This window comes from Paraburkholderia acidiphila, from assembly GCF_009789655.1.
In the GTDB taxonomy this organism is placed as follows: domain Bacteria; phylum Pseudomonadota; class Gammaproteobacteria; order Burkholderiales; family Burkholderiaceae; genus Paraburkholderia; species Paraburkholderia acidiphila.
In genome coordinates this window covers 490776-516159 of record NZ_CP046910.1, presented here as the reverse complement: position 1 = coordinate 516159, position 25384 = coordinate 490776, and the positions used below count along the sequence as shown (strand labels likewise).

Sequence of the window (25384 nt, the reverse complement as noted above, 5' to 3'; positions counted from 1 at the left end):
GGCTCTCCATTCACTCGCGACACTACGCCAGCCATATGACACTCCACTCGTTAGTGCGCCACGCATTCATGCCTTTTGTCGCAATTCAACCGATGAATGGCGGCGGCTTAGCGTCGCGCCGCGCGATCATGATGGATCGGCAACCCCAATTCAGAAGGTTCACAGCGCGTAAATTCATGCGAACAACGACACACGGCGGCCCCCGTTTCGCGCTCGGACGCGCACTGAAGCAACCGCTGCTGAATGCGGTGGCGCGGTTGCCCGACAGCGTTCAGCGCGCGATGTTCATGCCGCCGATACGCCGCATCTTCATTCGCGTTCCGGTATTGCGCGCGGTGTATTCTGGCTGCCTGAGGCGCCATCCCATCGATCTCCACTACGGCACCGACACGAGCGGCCTGGTCGATTCAAACGCGCTGCAACGCGACGCCCGCCTCGCCGAACAACTAAGGCCGTATATGGGCTCGCAACCGACCATCATCCGCCGCGCGCTCGACACCCTGGGCGATATTAGCGGCTATACGTTCATGGACATCGGTTGCGGCAAAGGCCGGCCGATGATCGTCGCTTCCGAGTATCCGTTCGCGTTGGCGCTGGGCTACGACATCAGCGCGGACCTGGTCAGAACGGCCAATGCGAACGCGGTCGTCATGGCGCGGCGCTTTCCACAACGGCCGCCCATTCGCGCATTGCACGCCAACGTCGCCGATTTACGGGTGCCATCAGGCAACGTTGTCGTCTTTCTGTTCAATCCATTCGGCCCCGAGTTGATGGCGTCATTGCTGGAGAAACTCGAAGCGGGACTCACGAGCGGCACCATCCAGCATCTCTTCATCGTCTACGACAACCCCGTGTGCAGTGAAGTCTTCGACGGATCCCGACAATTGCAGCGCTGGTTCGCTGGCGTATTTCCGTACGATCACGACGAAGTCGGCTTCGGCCCCGAAGACCACGAGAACGTCGTCGTCTGGCAAAGCGTGCGCGGGGCTCGCCCTGCCGCATTCGCGGAGCGCAACAGCCGCATTACGACCAAAGACCGGCTCAGCACGTCGTTTGAAGGCTGAATCGTTAGCATCACGAATTCATTCAGGAGACGCAAGTGCCGACCTCCGCCGTGGCGATATACGAGTCGTCGTCGGCCGCATCCTTGCGGTATGCGTTGCGCACGTGCGAGACCGTGGACGCATTTCGTGCGTTGGAGCCGCAATGGCAAGCGCTCTTATCCGGAGCCGAGGCCTCGTCGCCGTTCATCAGCTTTGCCTATTGCGAGGCTGCAGTCGCGGCAGCGCTGAAGAGCGGCGCAAAGGTCGAAGTCGCGACGGTGCACGACGCGCGCGACCTGCTGGCGCTATGGCCCGTTGCGATCACGCGCGAAGGTGCGTGGCGCGCTGCCCGCGCACTGGGCTGCGGATGCGGCGAGGAATACGGCGGTCCGCTGATCGCCGACACCCGGCGGCCGGAGCTCTACGATGCGGCGGTCCAGGCCGTTTCGCAGATACACGCCGACGTGCTCTACGTTCCAATGCTGGAAAACGGCAGCACGCTGCAACGCGCGCTCGACGCCGCGCCGCAGTCATGGGTGCAGCGCGCGCTGCCGCCGCGCTGGCGCGTGATGCCCGGTTATGCAATCAATCTGCGCGCAGCGCCCACCTGGACCGACTTTCTCGCCACGCGGCATTCGACGCTGCGCGCCGCGCTGCGCTCGAGCGCGAAGCGGTTGCGGCGCGAAGGCGAAGTCAGTCTTGGGTGGTGCGACAGCGCCGAGGACACCGAGCGTCTATTGCGGTGGCTATTCGCGAACAAGCGTCAATGGGCGCTCAAGCGCGGAATCGAGTCGCCCTATTTGATGAACGACGGCGTACGCGATTTCTTCGTCGGCCTTGCACGGCGAACCGACCTGACCAGCCTGCCGCTCGTCGCTTATGTGCAGGTCAACGGGCAGCCGGTGGCGGCATCGGTCAATCTCGTCGGCGCGCGCAGCGTCGAGTATTTGATCACCACCTACGACGAGGCGTTCAGTGCGCTTTCAGTGGGAAACCTGCTGATCGAATACATCGCGCAATGGGCGCACGCGCATGGGCGCGATTTCGACTTTCGGCCGCTGCACGGCGACTACAAGGTGCGTTGGGCAGATCGCGAAACAAAGCACGAATCGCGCATCGTCGTGCTCAATGCACGCGGACGTCTTATCGAGTTGGCGCTGTCATGGGCACAGGTCAAGCGCGTCTATCGCAAGGTCGCGACGCTTGTCATGGCGCGCCTGAAATGATGTGGAACGTTCACGGCCTCACCACGCCGCCCTCGCCAGGTGTTTCACCAAGCGCCGATTCGTCCAGCGTTTCGAGCGCCGGGTTGTGATGGAGGACGAGCGCGGCGCCCGCGCCCACGAGCCCGGCACCCGCGAGACATAGCAGGCCCGCGCCGAAACCGCCCGTGCTGTCCTTGATCCAGCCCATCGCATAGGGGCCGAAAAAGCCCGCGAGATTGCCGAGCGAATTGACGGCTGCGATCCCGCCAGCCGCTGCCGCACCCGAAAGGAACGCGGCCGGCAGCGTCCAGATCACCGGCAGGCAACCGAAAATGCCGAAGCCCGCAATGGAGAGCGCCAGCATCTTGAGCACCGGATTATCGAGTCCGGCCGCAGCCGCAATACCGGCCGCAGCGACGGCCAGCGCAAATGCCACATGGCGCTTGCGTTCGAGGCGGCGGTCGGAATGCCGTGCCCATAGCACCATCGAAACGACGCCCACGGCGTACGGCAGTGCGGTGACAAAACCCGTCTGCAAATTCGTGAGTCCGAAAGCCTTGACGATCTGCGGCAGGAAGAAGCTCAGACCGTAATTGGTTGCGTTCGCACCGAAATAGATCAGCGCCACGGCCAGCACGCGTGGATTGATCAACGCCTCCAGCACGCTGAATGTGCGCACCTTCTCGCGATGACGGCGCTCCTGCGCCTGGCGATCGACGAGCCAGCGGCGCTCGTCATCGGCGAGCCAGCGGGCGTCGGCGGGTTTGTCGGTCAGATAGAACAGCACCGCCACCGCGAGCACCAGCGCGGGTATCGCCTCGATCAGATAGACCCACTGCCAGCCGGCGAGGCCACCTTTGCCGTCGAGCGAAAGCAGCGAGCCGGATACCGGGCCGCCAATGACCGTCGACAAAGGAATGGCCGCCATGAAATAACCCACCACGCGCGCGCGATATTTGGCGGGAAACCAGAGCGTGAGTAAAAAAATGATGCCAGGGAAGAAGCCCGCCTCGGCGATGCCCAGCAAGATACGCAGTCCATAGAAAACATGCGCGTTCGACATGCCGGTGCCTCGGGCGATGTCCGGAATGAAGGCCATGGCCCCTGCGATGATGCCCCACGTGAACATGATGCGCGCGATCCAGCGCCTCGCGCCAAAACGCTCGAGCAGCAGATTCGACGGCACCTCGAAGAAGAAATAGGCAATGAAGAAGATCCCTGCCCCGAAACCGAACGCGCTCGCAGAAAGATCGAGCGCCTTGTTCATCTGCAGTGCAGCAAAGCCGACGTTGACCCGATCGAGATACGCCACGAAATAGCAAACGATCAGGAACGGCACGAGCCTCGCGGTCACGCGCGCCATGGTCCGGGCTTCAAGCTCCATATCTGTCTCCTTCGAGGCCGGCGGTGCGGCGCGATGCGCCAGTCACGGGGCCGGTCGGTTTGGTATCGTTAAAGACTAGTCGCTCGCGGCGCGATACGAAAGGACGGTTCACATGGTGGGAAATGGGCCGAACGCAGCGCCGGAGCGGATTAAAGCGGAATTAAAGCTTCGGACAGGAAAGCACTTGCAATGGCTGCATGGCAGTAACGGGCTGAACGCCCTGGGTCGGCGTGCCCTGCACAGGCGTTGAAACGAGGCGCACGCTGTCTGGGCCCGCGTTCGCGAGTGCGTATTTTTCTTCGCTGCCTTGCGGTTGCCAATAGGCACGAAATACCGGGCCATCGCTGAAAACGAGCAGCGTGCCGTGCGTGGCCTGTCCCGCCGAAACGAAATCGACAGGCTCGCCGCTGCGCAATGCGAAGCCCCCGGCTGCGTTCGTTCCCACGAGCCTGCCGCAAGGCGGCGCGGCGTCGGGGCTGGGAGTGGGATCCGCGCCATATGCTGGCTGGGTCGCAAGCAACGCGAATCGGTCGTTCCGAGGCGCGCAAACCGCATTCCCGCGCGTGGAGGCCAGGAACGGCCGCCCAGATCCGACTAACGGGTTGGCAAGCCTTAAGAGTCGCGGGAGGCCTTGCCGAGTGTGTCGATATCGATCTCGAGGACGCGGCAGACATCGCGCACGAATGCTTCCATGGCGGCTGTGCACTCCGGGCTCCCTACCGGGAAATCCTCGGGGTTCTTCTTGCCTTGCGCACGGCGGATGGCGCGAATGCTCGCCTCGAGCGCGCGCGCCTCTGCCCAGATGGGAAGTTTGTCGGGATAGTCAGGATGTTTGCGCGCCATGGCCAGTATTTCGGCAACGGCCAGACGAACTTTAGGCTGCTGCAGCGGACCCCGCCACCGGCATAAGAGACGTAGGCCACCCTTCGCTCGTGCTTTCACCATTTAGCTGAGGATGCCAAACGTTTGCGACTGCACTATTCGCGCCGCTGAAATTCGGCAATGGCCCGCCACATCGCAACAGCATTCGAATACATGGGGAAATGCCCGCAATCCGCAATTTCGGCTAACGCCACGCCCTGCTCGCGAATGTGATCGAGGTACGAGAGCGACGCGTTCTGCTGGCCGTACATAAACATCCGCGGAAACGGCAAAGCGAGAAACTTGCGCATCAAGTCGCCATGATCGGAAAGATCGACCATCGAGCGGAATATCGGCCCTACCGCCTCGGCCCGGACCTTGCAGCGCAAACTCGCGGCATAGAGCGCACTGGCATACGCAGGCGCATGGCGCGTGCGCTCGATGAAATCGCTGAAGAAGCACTCGGCGTCCGCGTGCGGGTAGTCCCCGATCTGCCTGCTGAGAAAACAGTCCTCGGGCGCGATATTGCCTTCGATATCCACGAAGCTGAGTACGCGCTCCGGGTGGCGGTGGGCGAGCATGAGCGCAGTCAGGCCGCCCATCGAGTGTCCGACCAGATGGAAGCGGCCGAAGCCGACACGTTCGAGCGCGGCAAGCGCGGTATCGACGAGAAACGGGATGCCGACTTTCGAAACGTCGGCACACTGCGTTTCGCCGCAACCCGGCGCGTCGTACGCGATGAACGGATGCCCTTCGAATTCGGCGTAACGCACGATATCGGCGTAGTCCTCTTTCGTGGACCCGAACCCGTGAAGGAACACGATCGGTGCTTTGTCGCCTTCACGGTGGATGGCGGAAAGCGCGAGCGCCGTGCCGTCCACATCGAACGAAAGCGCCAAACGGGTAAATTCCTGAGGCATCGTGGTCACCTTGCAAGCGTGTGGCAGAAATGCTGGATTGCGGCACATGCACGCCGCAGCGACACGTCATCCAGCGCATAAGCGATACGGATATAAGGCCCAAGTCCGAACGCACTGCCATGTACCGTTGCCACGCCGGTTTCGTCGAGCAGCGCGTTGGCCACGGCTTCGTCATCCTTGAGAAAACTCCCGCCTCGCGTTGTCGTTCCGATCAGGTCTTCGCATGAGGCGAATGCGTAGAACGCGCCTTGCGGCGCCTCACAGCGCAGCCCCGGCGCCTGGTTTAGTTGATCGACCACGAGATCGCGGCGGCGCTGAAATACCTTGCGCGAGTGCTCGATGAAATCCTGCGGCCCGCTTAGCGCCGCCAGCGCGGCGTGCTGCGAAATGGTCGACGCCCCGGACGTTTGCTGGCCCTGCAGCTTTTCCATGGCGTCGATCAGCCAGCGCGGCCCGGTACAAAAGCCGATGCGCCAGCCCGTCATCGCATAGGCCTTCGAAACGCCGTTCATCGTCAGCACGCGCTCGCGCAAGCGGGGCTCGACCTGAGCCAGTGTGAAGAATTCGAGCTGATCGAAAATCAAATGCTCGTAGATATCGTCGGAAAGAACAAGCACCTGTGGATGAGCGAGCAGCACTTGCGCAAGCTGCTGCAGTTCGACACGACTGTAAACCGCACCAGTCGGATTGGACGGCGAATTCAGAATCAGCCAGCGTGTCCGCGGCGTAATCGCGGCGTCCAGCGCTTCAGCGGTCAGCTTGAAGCCGCTTTGCGCGCCGCATGGCACGTATACCGTTTTCGCGCCGCACAGCTGCACGATCTCGGGGTAGCTCACCCAATATGGCGCGGGCACGATGACTTCGTCGTCCTCATTGAGCGTCGCGGCAAGCGCGTTGAAGATTACCTGCTTGCCGCCGCTACATACGAGCGTATCGCGCCAGTCTACGTCGAGCCGGTTTTCGCGCTGGAATTTGCCAGCGATGGCTTCACGCAAAGCCCGCATCCCTGCGATCTGCGTATAGCGCGTATGGCCCGCGCGAATGGCGGCGATACCGGCTTCGCAAACGTGCCGGGGCGTGTCGAAATCGGGCTCGCCCGCGCTGAGCGAAATGACCGCTGCGCCGCTCGCGCGCCGCGCGGCTACGCGGTCCATGACCCGGTAAATGGCCGAAGGCTTCGCGGCCGCGAGGAAGCGGTTCAAAACGGGGACTTTCTCGTAAATCGGCCCTGCCGGCTCCCGGTTCTCTTCGCTCGCTTTGCTGTCATTCAGCATCTGTCGCATTCCTTATCAAATTTCCCGTACCCGCAGTCGATCATCTGGCAGCAATCGCCTCGAACTCCTTGTCATGCATGACATCCGCCACCGGACGCCCAGCGCGCACCGCCGCCACCATGCCGTCCTGACGGCGGGCGATCCGCTCGCCAAGCTCCAGCACCGTCTCGATCTGGCTTTCAGGAACGAATACCGTGCCGCATCGATCGGCGATCACATAGTCGTTTTCGTGCACGGTGACGCCCGCCATTTGCACAGGCTTGCCCGACTCGACCTGCACCACGCGATTGCGCGCGCTGATCATCGTGACGCCCCGGCCGTACACGGGGTAGCCGATCGCCTCGCTGCCGTCGATATCGCGGCTCACGCCGTCGATGACCGAGCCGCGAATGCGCTTCGCGGTGGCGGCATTGGCGAGAATGTCGCCCCAGCATGAAATGCCCTCCACGCCGCCCGCGATCACCAGCACGCGATCGTTCGTCGTGACCGCGTCGACAACGGGCGAGATGAGGTGCACGCCGGGTTCGGCGTCCTGCTGCGGCCCGAGCAAGATGGTGCTCGCGCGGCCGGCAATCTTCGGGCAGTCCCAAAGCGGACGCAGGCCGTACGTCGCGCCGGGCAGGCCGAGAAAGTCGAGGGCGTCGGACACCGTGTTGGTGTCCAGCGACGCGAGTCGATCGAGGCAGGAAGGCTGGATCATCACACTCGGCTCCGTTGGATAGTCCGGCAATCGTCGCGCCGGGTGGCTGATATGTAAATTTCGCAGTTCGTATCTCGGTGATACGATTTCCGGAACAGCAATCACCCATCGGAAAACGCGAACACCATGAACAGTACGATCGACTTCAGGCTGATACGGCAGCTATGGATGTTCCTCGCGGTCGCAGAGGAACAGCATTTCGGGCGCGCCGCTCAGCGGCTGAACATGTCGCAGCCGCCGCTCACCGAACAGATCAAGGTGCTCGAGCAATCGCTCAAGCTGGAACTGTTCTACCGCTCACGGCAAGGCACGCAGCTGAGCCCGGCCGGCGCCGCCATACTGCCCGCCGTTCGGCAATTCGCCAGCCAGGTCGAGCGGCTCGCGCGGGTCGTACGCGAAGTCGCCGCCGGCCAATCGGGTGTGTTGCATGTCGGCGCCATCACGTCCGCCATGCTCGAAACGGTGCCGCCCGTGCTGGATGCGCTCAAACGCGCTCACCCGCAACTGACCGTGCTCGTGAAGGAAATCGACAGCGTGGACGCCATTCCCATGCTCGAAGCCGGCGAACTCGATCTCGCGTTTGTGCGCATCGACGGCGAAGTGGGCAGCGGCATCGCCACCCTGCCTTTGGCCGAGGACCGCCTGGCTGTGGCGCTGCCGAAGGACCATCCTCTGGCCGCCCTGCCCGGCGTGCGGCTGCAGGCGCTCGCCGGCCAGCAACTGGTGATGTCGTCGCGACAGGTCAGCCCGGTGTATTTCGACTTCCTGACTTCGGTTTGCCGCTCGCATGGCCTGACGCCTCATATCACCCACGAGGTGCGCTCGGTCACCTCGCAAATCGCCTATGTCGGCTGCGGTCAGGGCGTCGCGCTCGTGCCGTCGTCAATGCGCAAGCTTGCGCCCAGTAATGTGGTCGTGCGGCCATTGAAGGAAAAAATCGCCGTGGTCACGGCCGCTCTGTTGTGGAGCACGCACCGTCACCACCCGATGGTCGACGAGGTCGTCGCGTCGTTGAAGAAACGAAAGGCGCGAACGCAGGCGCATTGAAAGCCCGATGAAAATGGGGCTGCGCAGACGACAATGAAAAGCACGCGCGTTTCCTCCAGAAATCATGTCAGCGGTCGTAAACGGAGGAATTACATTTCGTTCCCGGCGGATGCAACGGGGCGGCATCGACTCGCAAGACCATGTTCAACGTTCTGTCCCAGTATTGGGGAACGATACGGCGCACTTTCTCCGCCGGAAACAGCGCGGCACTGAAGCTCGCGCAGTTGCGCGTGATGATCTATCAGCTTCCCATGATGTATGGGCTGCTGGTCGTCAACACGTGGGGCATGGTGCTGCCTCACGAGAGCGTGATTCCCGCATGGCAGGGCGTTATTTGTCCGCTCGTGCTCACGGCATTTTGTTTCATACGCGTCCTCTCCTGGTTGCGCCTCGCAAGAGTCCGTGTCAACGCGGACGATGCGATGACAATCCTGCGCAATTCCGGCAGGCTCGCCTGGGTCTTCTCCATCTCCTTCACGGCGTGGTCGTTGTCCCTTTTGCCTCATGGCGGCGCGGCATTCAAGCTTCATGTTGCCTTTTATATGGCCATCACGGTCATCGGCGTCATCTTCTGCCTGATGAACGTCGTCAAGGCCGCTTTCACCGTTACCGCCATTGTCAACGGCGCGCTCGTCGTCACGTTCCTGAGTTCGGGAAATGGGGTATTCCAGGCGATTGCCATCGATACATCACTGGTATCGCTCGCGATGCTGATCGTCGCATTCACGCAATTCAAGAACTTCTCCGACCTCGTTGCCACGCAAGGCGAAAACAAGCGCCTCGCGAATATTGACAGCCTGACGAACCTGCCCAACCGGCGGGCGTTTTTCGCCGCGCTCGACCAGCATTTCGATGCCGCCATGGCGTCAGGTGGCCGGCTCGCGGTGGGACTCGTCGATCTCGACGGTTTCAAGTCCGTCAACGACATTCACGGTCACTCGCTGGGCGATCACGTGCTGGCCGAAGTCGCGGCGCGCCTCGCGCAAGCGGCGCACGGCACGATCACGCTGGCAAGGCTGGGGGGCGACGAGTTCGGCGTCATTGTCACGCGCGACTGCTCGGACGCCGGCCTCTCGCAACTCGGCCGGTCGATTTGCGATGTCTTTCACGATCCCGTGCGCGTGGGCGAGATTGCCGTGCGGCTCGGGGCGACAATCGGCTTCTCGACCTATCCGCACATTTCGCGCAACAAGGCCGATCTGTTCGAAACAGCGGACTATGCGCTTTACGAAGGCAAACGCCGCTCGCGCGGCTCGGTGACGATCTTTTCGGAAACCCACCGCAACGCCATCATCCGCGAGTCGCAGATCGCCCAGGCGCTGCGCTCCCCCGACCTCGCCGGCGAACTTCACCTCGCCTTCCAGCCGATCTTCTCGCTCGAGCGCCAGCGCACCGTCGGCTTCGAAGCGCTCGCGCGCTGGCAAAGCGCCTTGCTGGGCACGGTCCCGCCCGGCGAATTCATTCCTGCGGCGGAACGCAACGGCGTCATCAACGGCTTGACTCTCGCGCTGTTTGCGAGAGCGCTCGCCTGCGCGAAACAATGGCCGGCCCATATCGGCTTGTCCTTTAACCTCTCCGCGCACGATTTCGCCAGCGAACCGGCGGTGAGAGAACTGGCGCAGTGCATTGTCAGCAGCGGCATCGACCCGGCCCGGCTCGACTTCGAGATCACCGAAACGGCTATGGCCAAGGACTTCGAGCAGGTCGAGAAGGCGGCCAAGGTGCTGCGCGCGCTCGGCTGCGGTTTGTCGGTCGACGACTTCGGCACCGGCTATTCGAGCCTCTCCTATTTGTGCAAGCTTCCGCTCACGCGCCTGAAGATCGACAGGATGTTCGTCAGCGGTCTCAAGGAACGCACCACGGCGTTCACGGTCGTTCGCACGCTGCTCAATCTCAGCCGGCAGATGTCGCTCGACTGCGTGGTCGAAGGCGTGGAAACGGCCGCCGAACTGCAAACCGTCACGGCGCTCGGGGCAACGCTGATTCAGGGATATTATTGTTCCCGCCCGATGGAGGCGTCCGCGGTGGCGGCGTTTCTGGAGCAAGAGAGCGAGCGCGAAGCGATGGATCGCGACGCCATGCAATGACGAGTAGTGCGCATACCGGGATGGCCGCTGAACTGGTTGTGCCGCCGCCTCCTGATTACGATGAGCCAACGCTTGAGCCGAACCATCACGGAGACCATCATGAAGCGCTTTCATATTGCACTGGCCGTTGCGAACCTCGAAGCCTCGATCGCGGACTATAGCCAGCGGCTCGGACAGCCCCCGTCAGCCGTCGTGCCGCGCCAGTACGCGATGTGGCGCACCGACCTCCTGAATTTTTCGATCAACGAGAAGCCCGCGCAAGCGGGCATGCTGCGCCATGTCGGATTCGAAGACGACGCAGTCACAGGCTATTCGAGCAGTGTCGATGTGAACGGCCTGGAGTGGGAGTTGTTTTCGGCAGCGGAGCAGGACGCACGCATCGTCAGCGCCTACGGGGTTCCGGTCAAGCCATGAAGAAAGGCACCCTTCGTCGCGCTGTTCGAATCCTTTCGGCTGCGATTGCGGCAAGCGCAATGCTGGCGTGCACCTCGGCCGCCAACGTGAATTCCTCTGTCACGACGTCTCTTGCTGAAGGCCGTAGCGGACACATTACATTTGATTCGATAACGCCCGCGAATACGCGTGACTTTCTCCTGCATGACGCCACCGCCAGCAAGGTCGCGATTACGGGGGACCTGAGCATGCCGGGCAACGCGACACGCGCCGTACCCGCTGTGATCATTCTTCATGGAAGCAGCGGCGTAAATCCCGGTGAGCGGGTCTGGGCGCAACGCATGAACGCACTGGGTTACGCCAGCTTCGTCGTGGACAGCTTTAGCGGCCGCGGGATCAGGAATACTGAACAAGACCAGTCGCAGCTTTCCATGAGCGCCGACATTGCGGATGCGTATGCCGCCTTGCGCCTGTTAGCCACGGATCCCCGCATCGACAAGGAGAAGATCGCCGTCATGGGATTTTCGCGCGGAGGCGTTGCAGCACTCTATTCGTCGCTGGAGCCTTTCCGCCAGGCCGCGATGGGCGGCAATCTGCGCTTCGCCGCCCATATCGCTTTCTATCCGTCGTGCGGCATCGCGTACAACTCGGCGCATCTGGACGGCGCCCCCGTCATGCTGCTGCTAGGTGGCAAGGACAACTACACGCCGGCGTCCGCGTGTATTGCCTATGCGCAGACGTTGCGAGCGAACGGCGCCCAGGTAACGGTTCAAACATTTCCGGACGCCTGGCATGGCTTCGACAGACCCACTCGGCTGCATGCGCTGCCGCTTGCAACCAGCGCACGCGAATGCCACGGCGCCTACGATCTCGACAGCAGAACGTTCACCATGGTCCGGGACGGCCAGGCCCTCTCGGGCGCCTCGGCGGTGGCCGAATCGAAACGCTGCCTGACGCGAGGCGTTATGTTGGGCGGCGACCCGCAAGCCCAGCAGCAATCGCCAGCCGTAGTCGCGGCGTTTCTCAAGGCGGCATTCGAAGGCACGCCAGGCCTTTCCCTACATTAAGCCGACATTCCACCAAAACAGCGGCCGCACGACCGCGCCTGGCCCAGGCGCAGGCGCCCGGCACTGACTGTCACCTCGTTGCCGCAGTCGCATCGGCACACCCACATGCCGTCGCCAGCGTACCGGTCCGTCGTCAGCTGGCCGAACACCTCGCCGCCCTTCAGCGCAGGCGAGCCCGGCCGGGATCGCCAGACACGACGCTGTTCACGGCAGCCGCAATCGCGCGTCTGTCCACGTTCCACCGCTTCGAGCGCCGCCGTGACATGGGCGCCGCATCGGCACCGCCACAGCCACACGCCTGCGCCGCGATATTGAAGCGCGACGAGATCGCCGAAGGCGCGACCGGAGACGTCGCGATACGGCGGAAAAGGCCATTCAGGCGGCAAGGGGGGACGAATACGCTGGTTCACGTAGGCTAAATGGGATTCGGCGTCCTGTTCTCAAGCGTAGCCGGCCGCTTTCGACGCGCGGGCCCGGCTCGGCAAAGAGGGGCGGATCGTCCGCACGTTCGGTGCGGCGCCGTCTCGTTTCGGGTAGTGCGCGTATTTTGACACCTCGCGCGTACCGCGAATGATAAATCGGGAGCATCCACTTGGGTGAGCGATGAACCCGCGGCGCCAACGCGAACTACAACGGCTGAGTTCCCAACTACGCTGCCGCGAATTGAACCGCTTCGATGCTGAACACGGCCCTGACCAGTTTCGTCGACCCGGGCGGATCGAACCATGCGCAAGAAAGCTGCGGCCCGTATGCCGTCGGCACGACCTGGTTTACCGTCATCAACGGGCCGCCTGAAGACAGACGCACCGTTCTGCCCTTGAATCGCTCAGCGACCGAACTCAGCGTCTCGCAACGCAAGTCCCTGTGGATCGCACACACTGCTGACATGTCTCCTCCCGGATTCTCGCGACTCGTTGGCAAAGCGCCACCCGCTCTCGATAACGTCTGGAACGCGTATCTTCTCCTCTGTGGGCATGCGCTGAATATAAATATCCCGCCTTCCTGGCGGAACAAATTCGCCATGGATCGTCACTCCTGGCCATCCTGTTCGCGCGACGGGCCGCGGGCCAGCAAATAGCCGTTTGCCGAATATCTGCGCAGCCTTCTGCGCGCCAGTGCATTGCGCAACTGGCCCAGGATCAGCGTACTGGCAATCAAGGCGAGATAGAGCGTGACGAGATCGTGACGCACGCCATTGAGCGCGGCTTGATGGACGACGAGCGCGGCGTCGACGGGGGGTAGCACGCGGCTCTTGCCCTCGACGACTCGCATCATGTGGATGAAGCCCGCGGCGGAAAGCAGCGGCAACAGGACAAAGAGCGTCAGCAGCGCCAGCCGCATGCGACGCGCCCACGCATGGTGGCGCAACCGGAACCACAGCCCGAGGCATCCGTGTATCCACCCAGGCGCCAGCAGCGCGAGTTGCAGCCCCTGCGTGCCGCTCGAGAGCAGCACGACAATGACGCGCTCGTAGTTCGGTTCGAATCCATAGAGCGACGCTGCAAGCCGGGTCGTCACTGCATGACGGATCAGGAGAAGCGGCAGGCTGAGCCCGGCCCACAGACGGATCCATTCCGCGGGCGGCAACGCCCAGTGACGCCGCCCGTAGATCGTGCGCAACGCCAATACGAAATGCACCGATGCGGCGCCATACAGCGCGATCGTTCCGGGCGTGCTGCGCCAAAGCCGCAGCGCGAGCACGAGACCGCGCCCGGCAAGGTCGAGCGACACGATACCGAGCGCGTGATTGACCAGATGCAGAAAGAGGTAAGTCAGCATCACGAGGCCCGACGCGAGTTGAAGTCGGCGCAGAACGAATTGCACGCTGATTCTCATTTCGCCGGCGCGGCGACGGGCGCACCCGATGATGTCCATGTCTGTTTCCGCCATTGCGTTTGCCACGTCTGCAGTACCGCGCACCCGCGCCGATTATTCCCGCGCGCGACGACCGGGAATAAAACAGCGGCCTTTGCGGTATTGCACGTGAAGCCCGCCCTGGAGGCGCTCCCGATCGCATCGGATCGCACCAGACCGCACCGGCGGTCGACTTCCTGAACCCAGTCGAGAGGACATCATGTCGTCAGATCTTCCTTCCCAACCGTCGCGCCGCAATGCCCTGAAATGCCTCGCCTTCGGTGGCGTGGGCACCGTGTTCGTTCTGGCCGGAGGCGTCCTCACGCCCGTGGATCTCGCGCTGGCCGCCAGCGCCAAGGACAACGCCGCGGATTCCGGCGTTCCGCTCTTCCTGCAGATCAGCGACTCGCATATCGGTTTTAACAAGGAAGCGAATCCCGATGTCGCGGGCACGCTCAAACAGACGATCGACTACGTCAACGCCATGCCGGTCAAACCCGCGCTGGCCATTCACACGGGCGATATCACCCATCTCTCCAAACCTGCGGAGTTCGATCTGGCGGCGCAATTGCTGTCCGGTCTCGACATCACGGAGTTGCACACCACGCCCGGCGAGCACGATGTGACGGACGGACCGCAAGGCGAATACTTCAAGCGTTTCGGCAAGGCATCGGACAATCGGGGCTATTACAGCTTCGACCACAACGGCGTGCACTTCATCGCGCTCGTCAACGTGATGCATTTCAAGCCGAACGGGCTCGGCAACCTGGGCGAGGACCAGCTCGCCTGGCTGGAAAACGACCTGAAGGGCCGCACGTCCAGCACGCCGATCGTCGTGTTTACTCACATGCCTATGTGGACGATCTATGAACCGTGGGGCTGGGGTACCGGCGACGCGGGCCAGGCCATGGACTATTTGAAGCGCTTCGGTTCGGTAACCGTCCTCAATGGCCATATTCATCAGATCGTTTCCAAGGTGGAGGGCAATATCACCTTCCACACGGCACGCTCGACCGCGTATCCGCAACCGACTGCCGGCGATGGCCCCGGACCCGGGCCGCTCAAGGTGGCGAGCGACCAGTTACCGAAGATGCTTGGCGTGACCAGTATCCGGGTCTCGCGCCATCCGCTCGCGGCGACGCTTTCCGACATGTCCCTCGCCTGACCTGGCGACTCGCTCATTCAAGAAGGATCCGAGCCATGCTCTCCATTCGCTTTCGTCGCTCATTCGCCCTCTTCTACGGCATTGGAATGCTCATGGCGGTGACGTCCCCAGGCATGCCTGCCGCTCACGCGCAGGAGCCCAATGAGATCGACATCAAGAATTTCATGTTTTCGCCCATGGCCCTCACCGTCAAGGCGGGCACGACCGTCACCTGGAAAAATATGGATGGCGAACCGCATACCGTCGTCAACGATGCGGGCGTATTTCATTCGGCCGCGCTCGACCAGAACGATACGTATCAGTTCAAGTTCGACAAGCCGGGGGTCTACAAGGTATTTTGCGGCATCCACCCGTATATGAAGGCCACCATCACGGTGCAGTAGAGGGATAATCGCGGCTGCCTGCCGTCACTCACTCACGCAAATCACACATGACAGATCGAGAAATAATCGTCCCCCCGACCATGGAACGTATCGTCGAGCGCGCTGGCTACGCGCCGGCGGTCAAAGTCGGTGCCACCGTTTGTTGCGCTGGGCAGGTCGGCCGCACGGCCGACCTCGAAGTCATCGCCGACCCGCAAGCGCAATTCCTCGCATGCTGGGAGAACCTTCGCGTCGTGCTGGAAGCCGCCGGCTGCACGTTCGAGGACATTGTCGATATGACGACGTACCACGTGCAGATGAGCCAGCACATGGCTGTGTTCCGCGACGTGAAGAATCGCGTGTTCCCGCGCGGGACGTGCGCGTGGACCGCAATTGGCGTGTCCGAGCTCGCCCATCCGGGCTTGCTCGTCGAGATCAAGTGCGTGGCGGTAAAGCGCGATTCGCTGGCGGCTTGACGCCTGCTTCAAGAGCGGAGCCGGCGTCATGCGAATTTCAACGCCGGCGCTTACGCCCCGCCCTCGTTCACCATATGGCCAGACACCTCGCGTCGCTCCAGTAGCGGCACGATGGACTGCAAGCCAATACGTTGAAAATGCGCGGTCTCACGATGCTCCGCCAGTCCGTTCGCGTCGCTGTATTGCTCGAGGATCACGAAGTGGTCGGGATCGGCCGGTGAGCGGAAATAGTCGTAATAGAGATTCTTCGGCTCGCCGCGCGACGCCGCCGCGAGCTCGCGCAGCAAGGCCGCAATCGTGTCGCCGTGACCGCTTTTTACATAGTAGTGCGCAATGACCTGCAAATAAGACTTCGCCATCGTTCGCTCCAAAAAAATCGCCGCTTCAGCGTGCGAGTTGCATGCCCCACAACTCGGCGTCGCTCGTCGATACGGCTACCGCGCCGCGTTCGAGCGCATCGCGCGCATCGGCCTCGTTGCAGACGAAGCCCGATGCGACGACAGGCGGCAGCACCTTGCGGTCCTGGGCGGAAAGACGCGCGAGCATCGGCGCCGGCATCAGCTGCACGATGTTCGGGTCGCTCTGCTCGAGCGCCTTCACGCTGCGCGGCCAGGTCGAGCGGTCCGTCACGAACACCTTCTGGATCGTGATGAGGCCCGCGCGATTGCCGCGCTGGATCGTTGCCACCCGGGTCGAAACGAGGCTCGTCACGCCGATATCGGCCAGATACTCCACGCCGCCCTTGTCCTGCGAAAGGCCGTCGCAGCTATCGATATTGACGATGACATATTTGCCGGCCTTCGTCAGCGCCGCGACCACCTTGTGGAGCATGCGCAGATCGACGTTCGCGACGATAGCGACCTCGGCCGCGCTCTTCACGAAGTCGTCGAACTGCTCGACGCCGTAGAGCGTCGCGATGACCGGGTGCCGCTGCAAACGCGCCCCAAGTGACATATCCATTGTTTTAGTACTTCGCCTCGTGACTGAGCGCGTCGGTGAGACCGAGCTTGCCCGGGTTGAGAATGTTTTGCGGGTCGAGCGCCTGCTTGATCGTTTGCAGCACCGCAAACGCGCTGCCGAGCGACTCGTTCATATAAGGGGCGCGCAGCAGGCCCACGCCGTGGTGATGGCTCAGCGTTGCATTGTATTGGATGATCACGCGGTTCGCGGCGTCCCAGGCTGCGCGATACCACTCTGCGCGATCCGCCACCTCCACGTCGCCGCGCAGCGAGAAGTACAGGCAAGCGCCGTCCACATACGCGTGCGACTGATGCGCCGAACCCGCGAGCGTGCCGGGCACCGCGTTGATCGCCTTCACGACGTCGTCGTATATGGCCGCGAGATCTTTCCATGGGCCGATCATTTCGAGCGTATCGGCCACGAAACCGGGGCTGCGCTTGAAGCCTTCGGCACTCTTTCCGGTAAGGTAGCGCGTGTCGAGCCATTTCTCGAAGATGGCGGTCTCGTCGAGCTTCGTACCGAGTTCCTTGCACACGCGCTCGCTGATCGTGAGTACCGCCTCCACGATTTCGCGCGGCCCCTCGTCCGCCACGAGCAGCACGTTCGATTCGGGCAAGCCGAACTGCACACCGCTTTCGAGTGCGTCGTAGAGGCGCAGCGCAGCGGGACTGCCGCCGCGTTGCAGGATCTCGCGGCACGCCTCGAGACCCTTGGCGAACGAACTGAAGCCATAGGCAACGGCGCGCCCGTAGTCGGGCAAACGATGCAGCTTCAGGCGCACGCGCACGATCACGCCGAGCGTGCCCTCGGAGCCGATGAAAAGCTGCTGCAGGTCGGGGCCGACGGCCGCGCGCGAATACCCGCCGAGCGTGACGAGCCGCCCGTCCGCGAGCACGACGTCCATGCCGAACACCATGTCCTCGATCTTGCCGTAACGCGTGGAGAGCTGCCCCGCGCCGCGGCACGCCACCCACCCGCCCACGGTGCTGATCGCATACGAAGAAGGCCAGTGCCCCATCGTCATGCGGTAATCGCGCTGGATCGTCTCCTCGAAGATATCGCCGAACATGCCCGCCTCGACTTCGACGATCTGGCTCTCGCGGTCGAAGCCCAACAAGCGGTTCAGGCCGCAAACGTCCAGCACAATTCCGCCGCGCACGGGCAGCGCCGCGCCCGTCACGTTGCTGCGGCCTGCCGACGGCGTGACCGGAATCGCGGCTTCGCTCGCAAGACGCATTACCGCCTGCACCTGCTCCACCGTGGAAACGCGCACGATCACCGCGTGCGGCGTGGCCGGCTTGCCGCCGGTTTCGGCGATCATCGTGCCGGCCCACCAGTCGCGCGTGGCGGCAACGACTTCGGGCGTCGCGACCAGCACTTCGTCGGCCAGTGCACGCAGTGCATCGATTTGTTGTGCGCTCAACGAAACAGGATCGCGCTGCAGGCCGGCCTCGCTGCCGGTGACCTCACGGGCGACGGACCACGCGGGCGGCGTCGGTGCCCCAACGGTATAGTTGCCTCGGTTATAGCCACGCTTGACTGCTTCCTTGCTGATCATTCGGTATCTCCCATCAAAACGGATTTTTCGTGCTCGACCGAAGCGATGTAGTCGCGCACCTGGTTGGCGATAGCCTCGGCGCCAAGGCCGAGCTCGGATTGCAGAATCTCTCCCACGCGCTCAGCCGCGCGCGCCGACGCGTCGCGCGCCATGAGTCGCGCGCGCATGCGTCGCGAGAGCACGTCGTCCACACTGCCCGCCAGTTCGTGGCGCACGGCGTAGAGCACTTCGGCTTCGGTATAGGGCAGGCCTTCGACGATGGGTTTCACAAGACGCGTATCGGCTTGAAGCAGGTCGCTCACGAAGCGCGCTTCGCTGCCGTAGCGCTCGCCCAGATGCGCGCCGAGACCACCCGAGGCGACGATGGCTTGCGCGTCGTATCCCGCCGCGCCAAGCAGGTAAGCCGTGCGTGTCGAACAGCGGCGGCGCTCGCCAATGACCTTTTGCGCGGCGTCGATGGTTTGCTCCGCCATGTGACGCGAGGTGGTGAGCTTGCCGCCCACGATCGTGACGAGGCCGTCCGGCGCGACATGGATCTCGTGATTGCGCTTCATCTCCAGCGTCTTGCCGCCGGGCGGCCCGACGAGCGGCCGGCAGCCCGCGATGCTGCCCACTACGTCCTCGGCGCACAGGTCGGTCTTGAGCGCTGAACGCGCGCCCTCCAGCAGAAAGTCGAGTTCCTGGCGCGTACAGCAAACGTCGTCGAGATCGCCGGTATAGTCCTCGTCGGTCGTGCCGAGATACGACACGTTGCCCCAGCGCGTGATCGTCGCGCGCCGGCTGCGGCCGGGCACCGGTATCGTCACCGTGCAGTCGTTGCGGATCTTCAGCCAGGGAATCGCCACGTGCACACCCTTCGCGGGGCGGATCTGCAGCGGCGCGGTTTCGCCCTTGCGCCGCCCGCTCCAGTCGCGCAGCCACACGCCCGTCGCCATGACCACCACGCCCGCGCGCACGCGGATCTCGCGGCCGTCGGCCTGCACGATCACGCCGTCCACGTTGCCCTGTTCGCTGCGTGTGACTTCCGCCACCTTCGCATGATTGGCGACGGCCGCGCCATGAAACGCCGCCGTACGCGCAAGCGTGAGCGTAAGCCGCGCGTCGTCGACGCGGGCGTCGAAATAGAGGAAGCCGCCCTTGAGGTTGTCCTCGTTGAAGGTCGGGCAATGCGAGAGCACCTCGGCCTTCGAGAGCTTCTGATGCAGAATGCCCTCGCGCCAGCCGCCCGCGAGGTCGTAAGTCCACAGCAGACTTTCGAATGCCTTCGCGAGACGCTTGTCGAACACGCCGTCCTTTTCGAGCACAGGAAAAAGGAACGGCAGACGCTGGACCAGATGGCGCGCATTCCTGCGCAGCCGCTGGCGCTCCAGCAGCGAATGACGCACGAGCCCCAGATTGCCCTGCTCGATATACCGCAGGCCCCCATGCACCATCTTCGACGACTTCGACGACGTGCCCGACGCGAAGTCGCTCTTTTCCAGCAGCGCCACGCGATAGCCGCGCAGGCTGGCGTCCAGCGCCGCGTAGGCGCCCGTCACCCCGCCGCCCACGATGACGATGTCGAACGCTTCGCTTGCGAGGCGATCCAGCTGCTCGGCACGTACGAGGCGCAGCGGCTCGGTTGCGGTCATGCGCTCGCGCTCGCGGCTGGCGCTTCTCGATGTAAACAACAGCATTACGTTAGTTCTCCTGCTCAACCTTGATCGAATTGCGCCACATAGGCGAGTTCGGCATCCACGCGCGCGCGCCATGCCGCGCGCCGATGAGCGCGGGCGTCCGCCGATATGGCCGGTTCGAACACCGCGCCGGTCGCGAGTGTCGCGCGCGCCTCGTCTAGCGAGTCCCACATGAGCCCTGAGGTGCCCGCAAGAAACGCCACGCCACGCAGGCTCGCGCGGTCGCTTTCGGCCATGCGCCGCACCGGGACGCCGCAGAGGTCCGCCTGAATCTGCAGCAGCGTGTCGCTGCCCGAAAGACCGCCGCCGACAATCAGCTCGCCCGTGGCGACGCCCGCAACGGACTCGTTCGCATCGACGCACAGCGCCACAGAGTGCGCGATGCCTTCGAGAAGCGCGTAGGCGATCTCGGCCTGGGTCGTGGCGATGGAAACGCCGCACAGCGATGCGCGTGCGGCAGGTTCGAGACTCGGCACGCGCACGCCGGTGAGCGCCGGCAGGAACGCGACACCGCGCGCCGAATTCACCGTGCCGGCCAGCGCGGCGATTGCCTTGGGGTCGTCGAACCAGCGCAGCTTTTCGCAAATCCAGTTCAGCGCGGAACCGGTGGTCGGCACGAAAGTTTCGAGCGCGAAGTGCGAGACGCCGCCATACCGCCGCGCCGTCATCGTCAACGTGCCGTCGTGGCCTGCGGTTGCGGGCGGCCGCGTCGTGCCGGTGAGCAGATCGACGAAACTGCCGGTGCCGTGCACGCACATGGACTGGCCGCGATCGAGGCAGCCCAGCCCCACGCCGCCCGCGAGCTGATCGCCGGCACACGCGAGTATCGGTACGCCGATGCCGAGCAGATCGGCGCGCGTGCGGCCGAACGCGTCGGCGTCCTCGCGCAGCGCCGGCAGCAGGTCGGCGGGAAAGCCAAGCGCGTCGAGCCATTCGTCGTAATAGCGGTGCTGCGTGAGCACATAAGCGCTCGCCGAAGTCGCGTTGGTTGGCGTGGTCACGCAGGCGCGTTCGCTGGAGAGATGCCAGAGCAGCCACGTGTCGATCGTGCCGAACGTGAGCCGGCCTTCGCGGTACGCCTGCGCGACCGCTGGCGTTTCGCGCAGATGCCGCGCCGCCCAGAGGTACGGAGAGCGCACGCCGGCGGGACGCCCTACGCGTTCGATCAACGCGGCGTCCCATGCCGGGGCGAGCTGCGCGAGCGATGCCGCATGGCGCGTGTCCTGCCAGACCATCGCCGGCACGAGCGCGCGGCCCGTACGCGTGTCCCAGAGCACGGCGGTGGCGCGCTGCGTGGCGATGGCGAGCGCGACGACTTCCTGCTTCTCCTGCGAAGCGCGCGCGAGCGTCGCGCGGCATGCGTCCAGCGTTTTCTCGAGCGTGAGGTTCGCGTCCTGCTCGACCACGCCGGGCCGCGGGCTCTCCACGCGCAACGGACGGTATTCGAGGCACGACACCCGGCCTTGCGCATCGACCAGCGCGGCGCGCGTGCCGGACGTTCCTTCATCGATGGCGAGTATGACTCGCTGCTGCTGGCTCATCGCCAGGGGTCCTCCATGACCGGATTCAGATAGGTAGCGCGCTCAACGTCGTCTTCGAAATGAGGCGCGTCGGGCTCGTTGTCGGGCGTGACGGCGCTGCGCGTGGGGTCCCAGCGGATCGCGAAGCAAATTACGCTCGCCACACACGGCACGGCCGCAAGAATGAGGAACGTATGGTCGAGGCCATAGCGTTCGCGAAAGAGCGGAAACACGAGCAGCCCGAGCGCCGCGCCGATCGAACCGAGCGCGCCGACCACGCCGTTCGCACCGGCGCGCAGCTCGCTGCGAAACGAGAGCGACGACAGGCTCTTGCCGTTGGCGCCCGGCCCCGCCGAGTGAAACAAAATGAACAGCGACGGCACGACGACCGACATCCACATCGGCAGCTTCGCGCCGTAGAGGCCGAGCACGAGCAGCATGGCGAACACGGCGGCAAAGCCGAACGCCGACGCGCGCCGAAGGCCGATCTTGCGGCCAACCACGGGCGACATGAAACCGCCGACGATGCCGAACACGTTGAACAGCAGCGCGCCGAGCGTCGCATAGACAAAGTCCTTGCCGAACAACGCAGCGCTGATGAGCGGCAAATACCAGCCGATGGCGAAATATTCGAGCGACTGCCCGATCTGCACGGTCGCGGCAAGCAGGGTGCGCGGCAAGTAGATGCCGCGGAAGATCAGCGTCAGGTTTGCGAGGCCGCGCTTCGCCTGGTTCAGCACCGGTACGCGCTCGTCGGGCGGTGCGGCGACGAAGCTGCGCCCGTAGATGCGCGTCATCGCGCTTGCCGCGTCCACGATGCGTTCCTTGCGCGCGAGCCACGTGGGGCTCTCCACGAGGAAAACCAGCTGAAGCACGAGAATGCCGACGCTAAATACCGCCGTGGCGGCGATGGAGTAGCGCCAGATCGCGTCGCCCACCTGCCACGAATGGAACAGCAGCGCGAGCAGCAGGTTCAGGCAGACCGCGGTGTACCACATGCCCTGCCAGGCGTTGAGGCGGCTCTTCAGATGCGCGGGCGTGAACTCGGCGAGCATCGCCATGGCGATGGCGAAGTCGATGCCATACGCCATGCCGACGAAGAAACGCCCGGCAAGCACGAGCTCGAAGCCCGGGGCGAACATCACCAGCAACGCGCCCACCAACGCGAATACCTTGGCGAGCACGAGCGGGCGAACCCTGCCCCAGCGGTCGGCCATCCAACCGCCGATGGGATTGAACGCGATGGCCACCCACGAGGCGAACGACGTCATGAGGGCGACGTCGCCCGCGCTCAGGCGCAGGTCGCGCGTCATCGGCGCGAGGCCGGCGCTTAAAGCGGAATTGGAGAATGCATCGAGAAACAGGCCACCCAGTGCGAGCCACCAGATGACACCGGCACGGCCGGCAATGCCCGATCCCGAATCGATGAAGGCGATGACGTCGTCGACGCCACGTATTTTGAGCGCAGTAGTTTGCACATGCGTTTGCACAAGCCGTCTCCTGTATTTTTCTGCAAGAGGGCCTATGCAATTGCTTTGCGCGCAAGAGACCATCTTACAGATAGTCTCTTATCTCGATCTGCGGGGGCTAGATTAAGGTCCCGCGCGCGGCGTGTCAAGACGTTATTGACGGGCGGGATGAGCGGCGAGCGTTGACGTTGTGGCTCAAAGAGCCGGATGCAACCGTGCCACGCTGCCCAGGCAGAGGGCCGAGCGAATCGCTATGCGCAACGCCGCCAACGAACATTGCACTCGCACCGGCAATCAGTAGCATTCCTATATTTCAGGTCTTTATCGTTGCGTCTCCTAACCGTGCGAACAGGGCAGAAGCCTCGCACGTTGTTTCTTGCGTATAGATAATTCGCGAGACCACAATGCCTACTGGCGTTTCTCGATATCGTCGCCAGGCGAGTCCTTGTGAACGACCTCGACGTCGATGGTCCGGCCATCGTCGCCGAACTCGCGCGCCTGCCGCCGTAGCGCGCGTATTCTCCACCACAGATAGCCGGCGACGACCACCCCCACCGCGAACAGCACGGCAAGCAGCACCAGCGACAACATTGCGGCCACCACGAGCACGATTGCGCTCACGACGACGGCCACCAATCGGCCGAACCATCCGGTCCCGCCGATCTGGATCCCTTTCTCATACGCCACGCGCCGTGGTGGCGGTCTATCGTTCTGCATCCCTCATCTCCCAGCCGCCGTCCGGCTGCACTTGAAGCGTTCCGAAACATCCCAGCCCACGCACCTTCCTCGTTTGGCCAGCTGAAAACTTACCCGTCGCGAACACGCGCCTGTGTCTATTCTAAAGAAGTAGAGCAAGCCGAATCGAGTCGTTTCCAGTCGCATTGGAATGGGACAACCTATCATGGCTGATACGAGCTACACGGCGCGCAAGTCCGTCGCCGACATAGTGGGAAGCGCCGATGCCGAAGGCGGCCGCGCGCTCGCGAAAACCCTCGGAGCGCCGAGCATCACGGCGATGGGAATCGGCGCCATTATCGGCGCCGGTATTTTCGTCCTCACCGGCACGGCGGCGGCACAATTTGCCGGGCCGGGCATCATCCTGTCGTTCGTGCTGGGCGGCATTGCGTGTGCGTTCGTCGGCCTTTGCTACTCCGAGCTGGCCGCCATGCTCCCCGTATGCGGCAGCACTTACACGTATACCTATGCGACGCTTGGTGAAGTGTTTGCGTGGATCATCGGCTGGGACCTGATTCTCGAATACGCCATGGGTGCCGCGACGGTTGCGGTCGGGTGGTCGGGGTATATCGTCAGCCTGTTGCGCAACGTCGGCATCGATATCCCCGCTACGCTCGCGGCGGCTCCGGGCACGACTGTCCAGCTTGCCGACGGCGCCACCGTCACCGGCACCATCAATCTCCCCGCCGTGCTGATCATTGCGATCCTCACGACGATGCTGGTGCTCGGCACGCGGGAGTCGGCACGTATCAACAACATCATGGTCGCGGTCAAGCTGACGGTCGTGGTGGCCTTCATCGCCATCGGCGCGTTCTTCGTGCATTCCGCCAACTGGCATCCCTTCGTGCCGCCGAACACCGGGACTTTCGGCAGCTTTGGGGCAAGCGGCATTCTGCGCGGCTCCGCCGTGGTGTTCTTTGCCTTTATCGGCTTCGACGCGGTGTCGACCGCCGCGCAGGAGGCGAAACAGCCACAGCGCGACATGCCGATCGGCATCCTCGGGTCGCTCGTGATCTGCACCCTGCTCTATATCCTCGTGGCCGCCGTGCTGACCGGACTCGTTCCCTACGCACAACTTAACGTCCCCGATCCGATCGCCAAAGGGGTGGATGCCATTGGCTTCACCTGGTTCTCGGTGCTCATCAAGATTGGCGCGCTAACGGGGCTGACCACCGTGATCCTCGTGCTGCTCTACGGGCAGAGCCGTATCTTCTTCACGATGTCGGAGGATAGACTGCTTCCCCATCTGTTCTCCACCGTCCATCCTCGCCTGCACACGCCGCATCGAAGCCAGATCATGATCGGGATAGTCGTCGCCATCGTGGCGGCCCTCACGCCGATCGGGGTACTCGGCGAGATGGTCAGCATCGGGACGCTGTTTGCGTTCGTGCTCGTGTGCGGCGCAGTCATTTACCTGCGGCGCAGCGACTCCGACGCGAACCGTCCTTTCCGCGCGCCCGGCGTGCCGGTGGTCCCGATTCTCGGGATTGCGTTTTGCGTGTTGCTGATGGTGGGTCTTCCGCTCGTCACCTGGGTACGGCTGATCGTCTGGCTGCTGATTGGCATGCTGATCTACATGTCTTATGGCCGGCATCATTCGCGATTGCGCCATCCGGAGCGTGGTTGAC

General features: G+C 63.5%; 26 protein-coding genes. 10 read left to right on the top strand and 16 right to left on the bottom strand.

Translation table 11 applies throughout. From position 1 onward, the window contains the following. Window positions 1-176: 176 nt before the first annotated feature. Both FAZ97_RS16775 and FAZ97_RS16770 read left to right on the top strand, forming a co-directional pair. A complete protein-coding gene (locus tag FAZ97_RS16775) occupies window positions 177-1064 on the top strand; it encodes a class I SAM-dependent methyltransferase (protein ID WP_158759581.1) in 888 nt (295 codons plus the stop codon). A gap of 35 nt (window positions 1065-1099) precedes the next feature. Next, window positions 1100-2269, top strand: a complete 1170-nt coding sequence (locus tag FAZ97_RS16770; protein WP_158759580.1) for a GNAT family N-acetyltransferase — start codon at window positions 1100-1102, stop codon at window positions 2267-2269. A 10-nt stretch (window positions 2270-2279) separates the two neighbouring features. On the opposite strand, the gene FAZ97_RS16765 is transcribed toward FAZ97_RS16770, so the two are convergent. The 6 genes from FAZ97_RS16765 to FAZ97_RS16740 form a co-directional block, all read right to left on the bottom strand. Then, on the bottom strand, window positions 2280-3632 hold the full coding sequence (locus FAZ97_RS16765; protein ID WP_158759579.1) for an MFS transporter: 1353 nt from the start codon (window positions 3630-3632) through the stop codon (window positions 2280-2282). Window positions 3633-3792: 160 nt separating this feature from the next. Continuing rightward, window positions 3793-4077 (bottom strand): hypothetical protein, encoded by a 285-nt coding sequence (locus FAZ97_RS16760; RefSeq protein ID WP_158759578.1) that lies wholly within the window; start codon window positions 4075-4077, stop codon window positions 3793-3795. A gap of 167 nt (window positions 4078-4244) precedes the next feature. Then, window positions 4245-4475, bottom strand: a complete 231-nt coding sequence (locus FAZ97_RS16755; protein ID WP_158759577.1) for a hypothetical protein — start codon at window positions 4473-4475, stop codon at window positions 4245-4247. Between the two features lie 134 nt (window positions 4476-4609). Further along, the gene (locus FAZ97_RS16750) at window positions 4610-5413 is read right to left on the bottom strand and encodes an alpha/beta fold hydrolase (RefSeq protein WP_158759576.1); all 804 of its coding nucleotides are present in this window, start codon (window positions 5411-5413) and stop codon (window positions 4610-4612) included. Window positions 5414-5418: 5 nt separating this feature from the next. Continuing rightward, complete coding sequence (locus FAZ97_RS16745) at window positions 5419-6567, bottom strand: pyridoxal phosphate-dependent aminotransferase (RefSeq protein ID WP_233271799.1); 1149 nt, start codon at window positions 6565-6567, stop codon at window positions 5419-5421. 160 nt (window positions 6568-6727) lie between these two features. Then, complete coding sequence (locus tag FAZ97_RS16740) at window positions 6728-7387, bottom strand: RraA family protein (RefSeq protein WP_158759574.1); 660 nt, start codon at window positions 7385-7387, stop codon at window positions 6728-6730. A 126-nt stretch (window positions 7388-7513) separates the two neighbouring features. Between FAZ97_RS16740 and FAZ97_RS16735 the strand changes: the two genes are divergently transcribed. The 4 genes from FAZ97_RS16735 to FAZ97_RS16720 all read left to right on the top strand — a co-directional run bounded on the left by FAZ97_RS16735 (window position 7514) and on the right by FAZ97_RS16720 (window position 11981). Further along, window positions 7514-8434: a LysR substrate-binding domain-containing protein gene (locus FAZ97_RS16735; RefSeq protein ID WP_158759573.1), complete on the top strand. Its 921-nt coding sequence runs from the start codon at window positions 7514-7516 to the stop codon at window positions 8432-8434. A 140-nt stretch (window positions 8435-8574) separates the two neighbouring features. After that, window positions 8575-10521: a putative bifunctional diguanylate cyclase/phosphodiesterase gene (locus FAZ97_RS16730; RefSeq protein ID WP_158759572.1), complete on the top strand. Its 1947-nt coding sequence runs from the start codon at window positions 8575-8577 to the stop codon at window positions 10519-10521. A 99-nt stretch (window positions 10522-10620) separates the two neighbouring features. Beyond that, entirely contained in the window at window positions 10621-10935 is a 315-nt protein-coding gene (locus tag FAZ97_RS16725; RefSeq protein ID WP_158759571.1) for a VOC family protein, read from the top strand. Continuing rightward, window positions 10932-11981 carry a dienelactone hydrolase family protein gene (locus FAZ97_RS16720; protein ID WP_158759570.1) on the top strand — a complete coding sequence of 350 codons (1050 nt, stop codon included), beginning with the start codon at window positions 10932-10934 and terminating at the stop codon, window positions 11979-11981. Before FAZ97_RS16725 ends, FAZ97_RS16720 begins: the two co-directional genes overlap by 4 nt. On the opposite strand, the gene FAZ97_RS16715 is transcribed toward FAZ97_RS16720, so the two are convergent. From FAZ97_RS16715 to FAZ97_RS16705, 3 genes are all read right to left on the bottom strand, one after another. Next, complete coding sequence (locus FAZ97_RS16715; RefSeq protein WP_158759569.1) at window positions 11978-12391, bottom strand: hypothetical protein; 414 nt, start codon at window positions 12389-12391, stop codon at window positions 11978-11980. The two genes, FAZ97_RS16720 and FAZ97_RS16715, sit on opposite strands and share 4 nt — an antisense overlap. Window positions 12392-12629: 238 nt before the next feature. After that, on the bottom strand, window positions 12630-12761 hold the full coding sequence (locus FAZ97_RS35830) for a hypothetical protein (protein ID WP_158759568.1): 132 nt from the start codon (window positions 12759-12761) through the stop codon (window positions 12630-12632). Window positions 12762-13010: 249 nt separating this feature from the next. Further along, window positions 13011-13805 (bottom strand): hypothetical protein, encoded by a 795-nt coding sequence (locus FAZ97_RS16705; RefSeq protein WP_407671856.1) that lies wholly within the window; start codon window positions 13803-13805, stop codon window positions 13011-13013. 250 nt (window positions 13806-14055) lie between these two features. Here FAZ97_RS16705 and FAZ97_RS16700 point away from each other — a divergent pair, with 250 nt between their 5' ends. The 3 genes from FAZ97_RS16700 (at window position 14056) to FAZ97_RS16690 (ending at window position 15838) form a co-directional block, all read left to right on the top strand. Beyond that, on the top strand, window positions 14056-15000 hold the full coding sequence (locus FAZ97_RS16700) for a metallophosphoesterase family protein (protein ID WP_158759567.1): 945 nt from the start codon (window positions 14056-14058) through the stop codon (window positions 14998-15000). 86 nt (window positions 15001-15086) lie between these two features. Beyond that, window positions 15087-15383, top strand: coding sequence for a cupredoxin domain-containing protein (locus FAZ97_RS16695; protein WP_233271798.1), 297 nt, complete (start codon window positions 15087-15089; stop codon window positions 15381-15383). An 80-nt stretch (window positions 15384-15463) separates the two neighbouring features. Beyond that, window positions 15464-15838 (top strand): RidA family protein, encoded by a 375-nt coding sequence (locus FAZ97_RS16690; protein WP_233271775.1) that lies wholly within the window; start codon window positions 15464-15466, stop codon window positions 15836-15838. Between the two features lie 50 nt (window positions 15839-15888). On the opposite strand, the gene FAZ97_RS16685 is transcribed toward FAZ97_RS16690, so the two are convergent. From FAZ97_RS16685 to FAZ97_RS16655, 7 genes are all read right to left on the bottom strand, one after another. Then, window positions 15889-16197, bottom strand: a complete 309-nt coding sequence (locus tag FAZ97_RS16685; RefSeq protein ID WP_158759564.1) for a putative quinol monooxygenase — start codon at window positions 16195-16197, stop codon at window positions 15889-15891. Window positions 16198-16222: 25 nt separating this feature from the next. After that, window positions 16223-16798: a glycerol-3-phosphate responsive antiterminator gene (locus FAZ97_RS16680; RefSeq protein ID WP_158759563.1), complete on the bottom strand. Its 576-nt coding sequence runs from the start codon at window positions 16796-16798 to the stop codon at window positions 16223-16225. Window positions 16799-16802: 4 nt separating this feature from the next. Then, window positions 16803-18356, bottom strand: coding sequence for an FAD-binding oxidoreductase (locus FAZ97_RS16675; RefSeq protein ID WP_158759562.1), 1554 nt, complete (start codon window positions 18354-18356; stop codon window positions 16803-16805). Further along, window positions 18353-20032 (bottom strand): glycerol-3-phosphate dehydrogenase/oxidase, encoded by a 1680-nt coding sequence (locus tag FAZ97_RS16670; RefSeq protein ID WP_158759561.1) that lies wholly within the window; start codon window positions 20030-20032, stop codon window positions 18353-18355. Before FAZ97_RS16670 ends, FAZ97_RS16675 begins: the two co-directional genes overlap by 4 nt. 17 nt (window positions 20033-20049) lie before the next feature. Next, window positions 20050-21573 carry an FGGY family carbohydrate kinase gene (locus FAZ97_RS16665; protein WP_158759560.1) on the bottom strand — a complete coding sequence of 508 codons (1524 nt, stop codon included), beginning with the start codon at window positions 21571-21573 and terminating at the stop codon, window positions 20050-20052. Continuing rightward, window positions 21570-23030: an MFS transporter gene (locus FAZ97_RS16660; protein WP_158760959.1), complete on the bottom strand. Its 1461-nt coding sequence runs from the start codon at window positions 23028-23030 to the stop codon at window positions 21570-21572. The genes FAZ97_RS16665 and FAZ97_RS16660 overlap by 4 nt, the downstream gene beginning before the upstream one ends. Window positions 23031-23429: 399 nt before the next feature. Beyond that, complete coding sequence (locus FAZ97_RS16655; RefSeq protein WP_158759559.1) at window positions 23430-23738, bottom strand: hypothetical protein; 309 nt, start codon at window positions 23736-23738, stop codon at window positions 23430-23432. Window positions 23739-23922: 184 nt separating this feature from the next. Here FAZ97_RS16655 and FAZ97_RS16650 point away from each other — a divergent pair, with 184 nt between their 5' ends. Next, window positions 23923-25383 carry an amino acid permease gene (locus FAZ97_RS16650; protein WP_158759558.1) on the top strand — a complete coding sequence of 487 codons (1461 nt, stop codon included), beginning with the start codon at window positions 23923-23925 and terminating at the stop codon, window positions 25381-25383. Window position 25384: the final 1 nt, after the last annotated feature.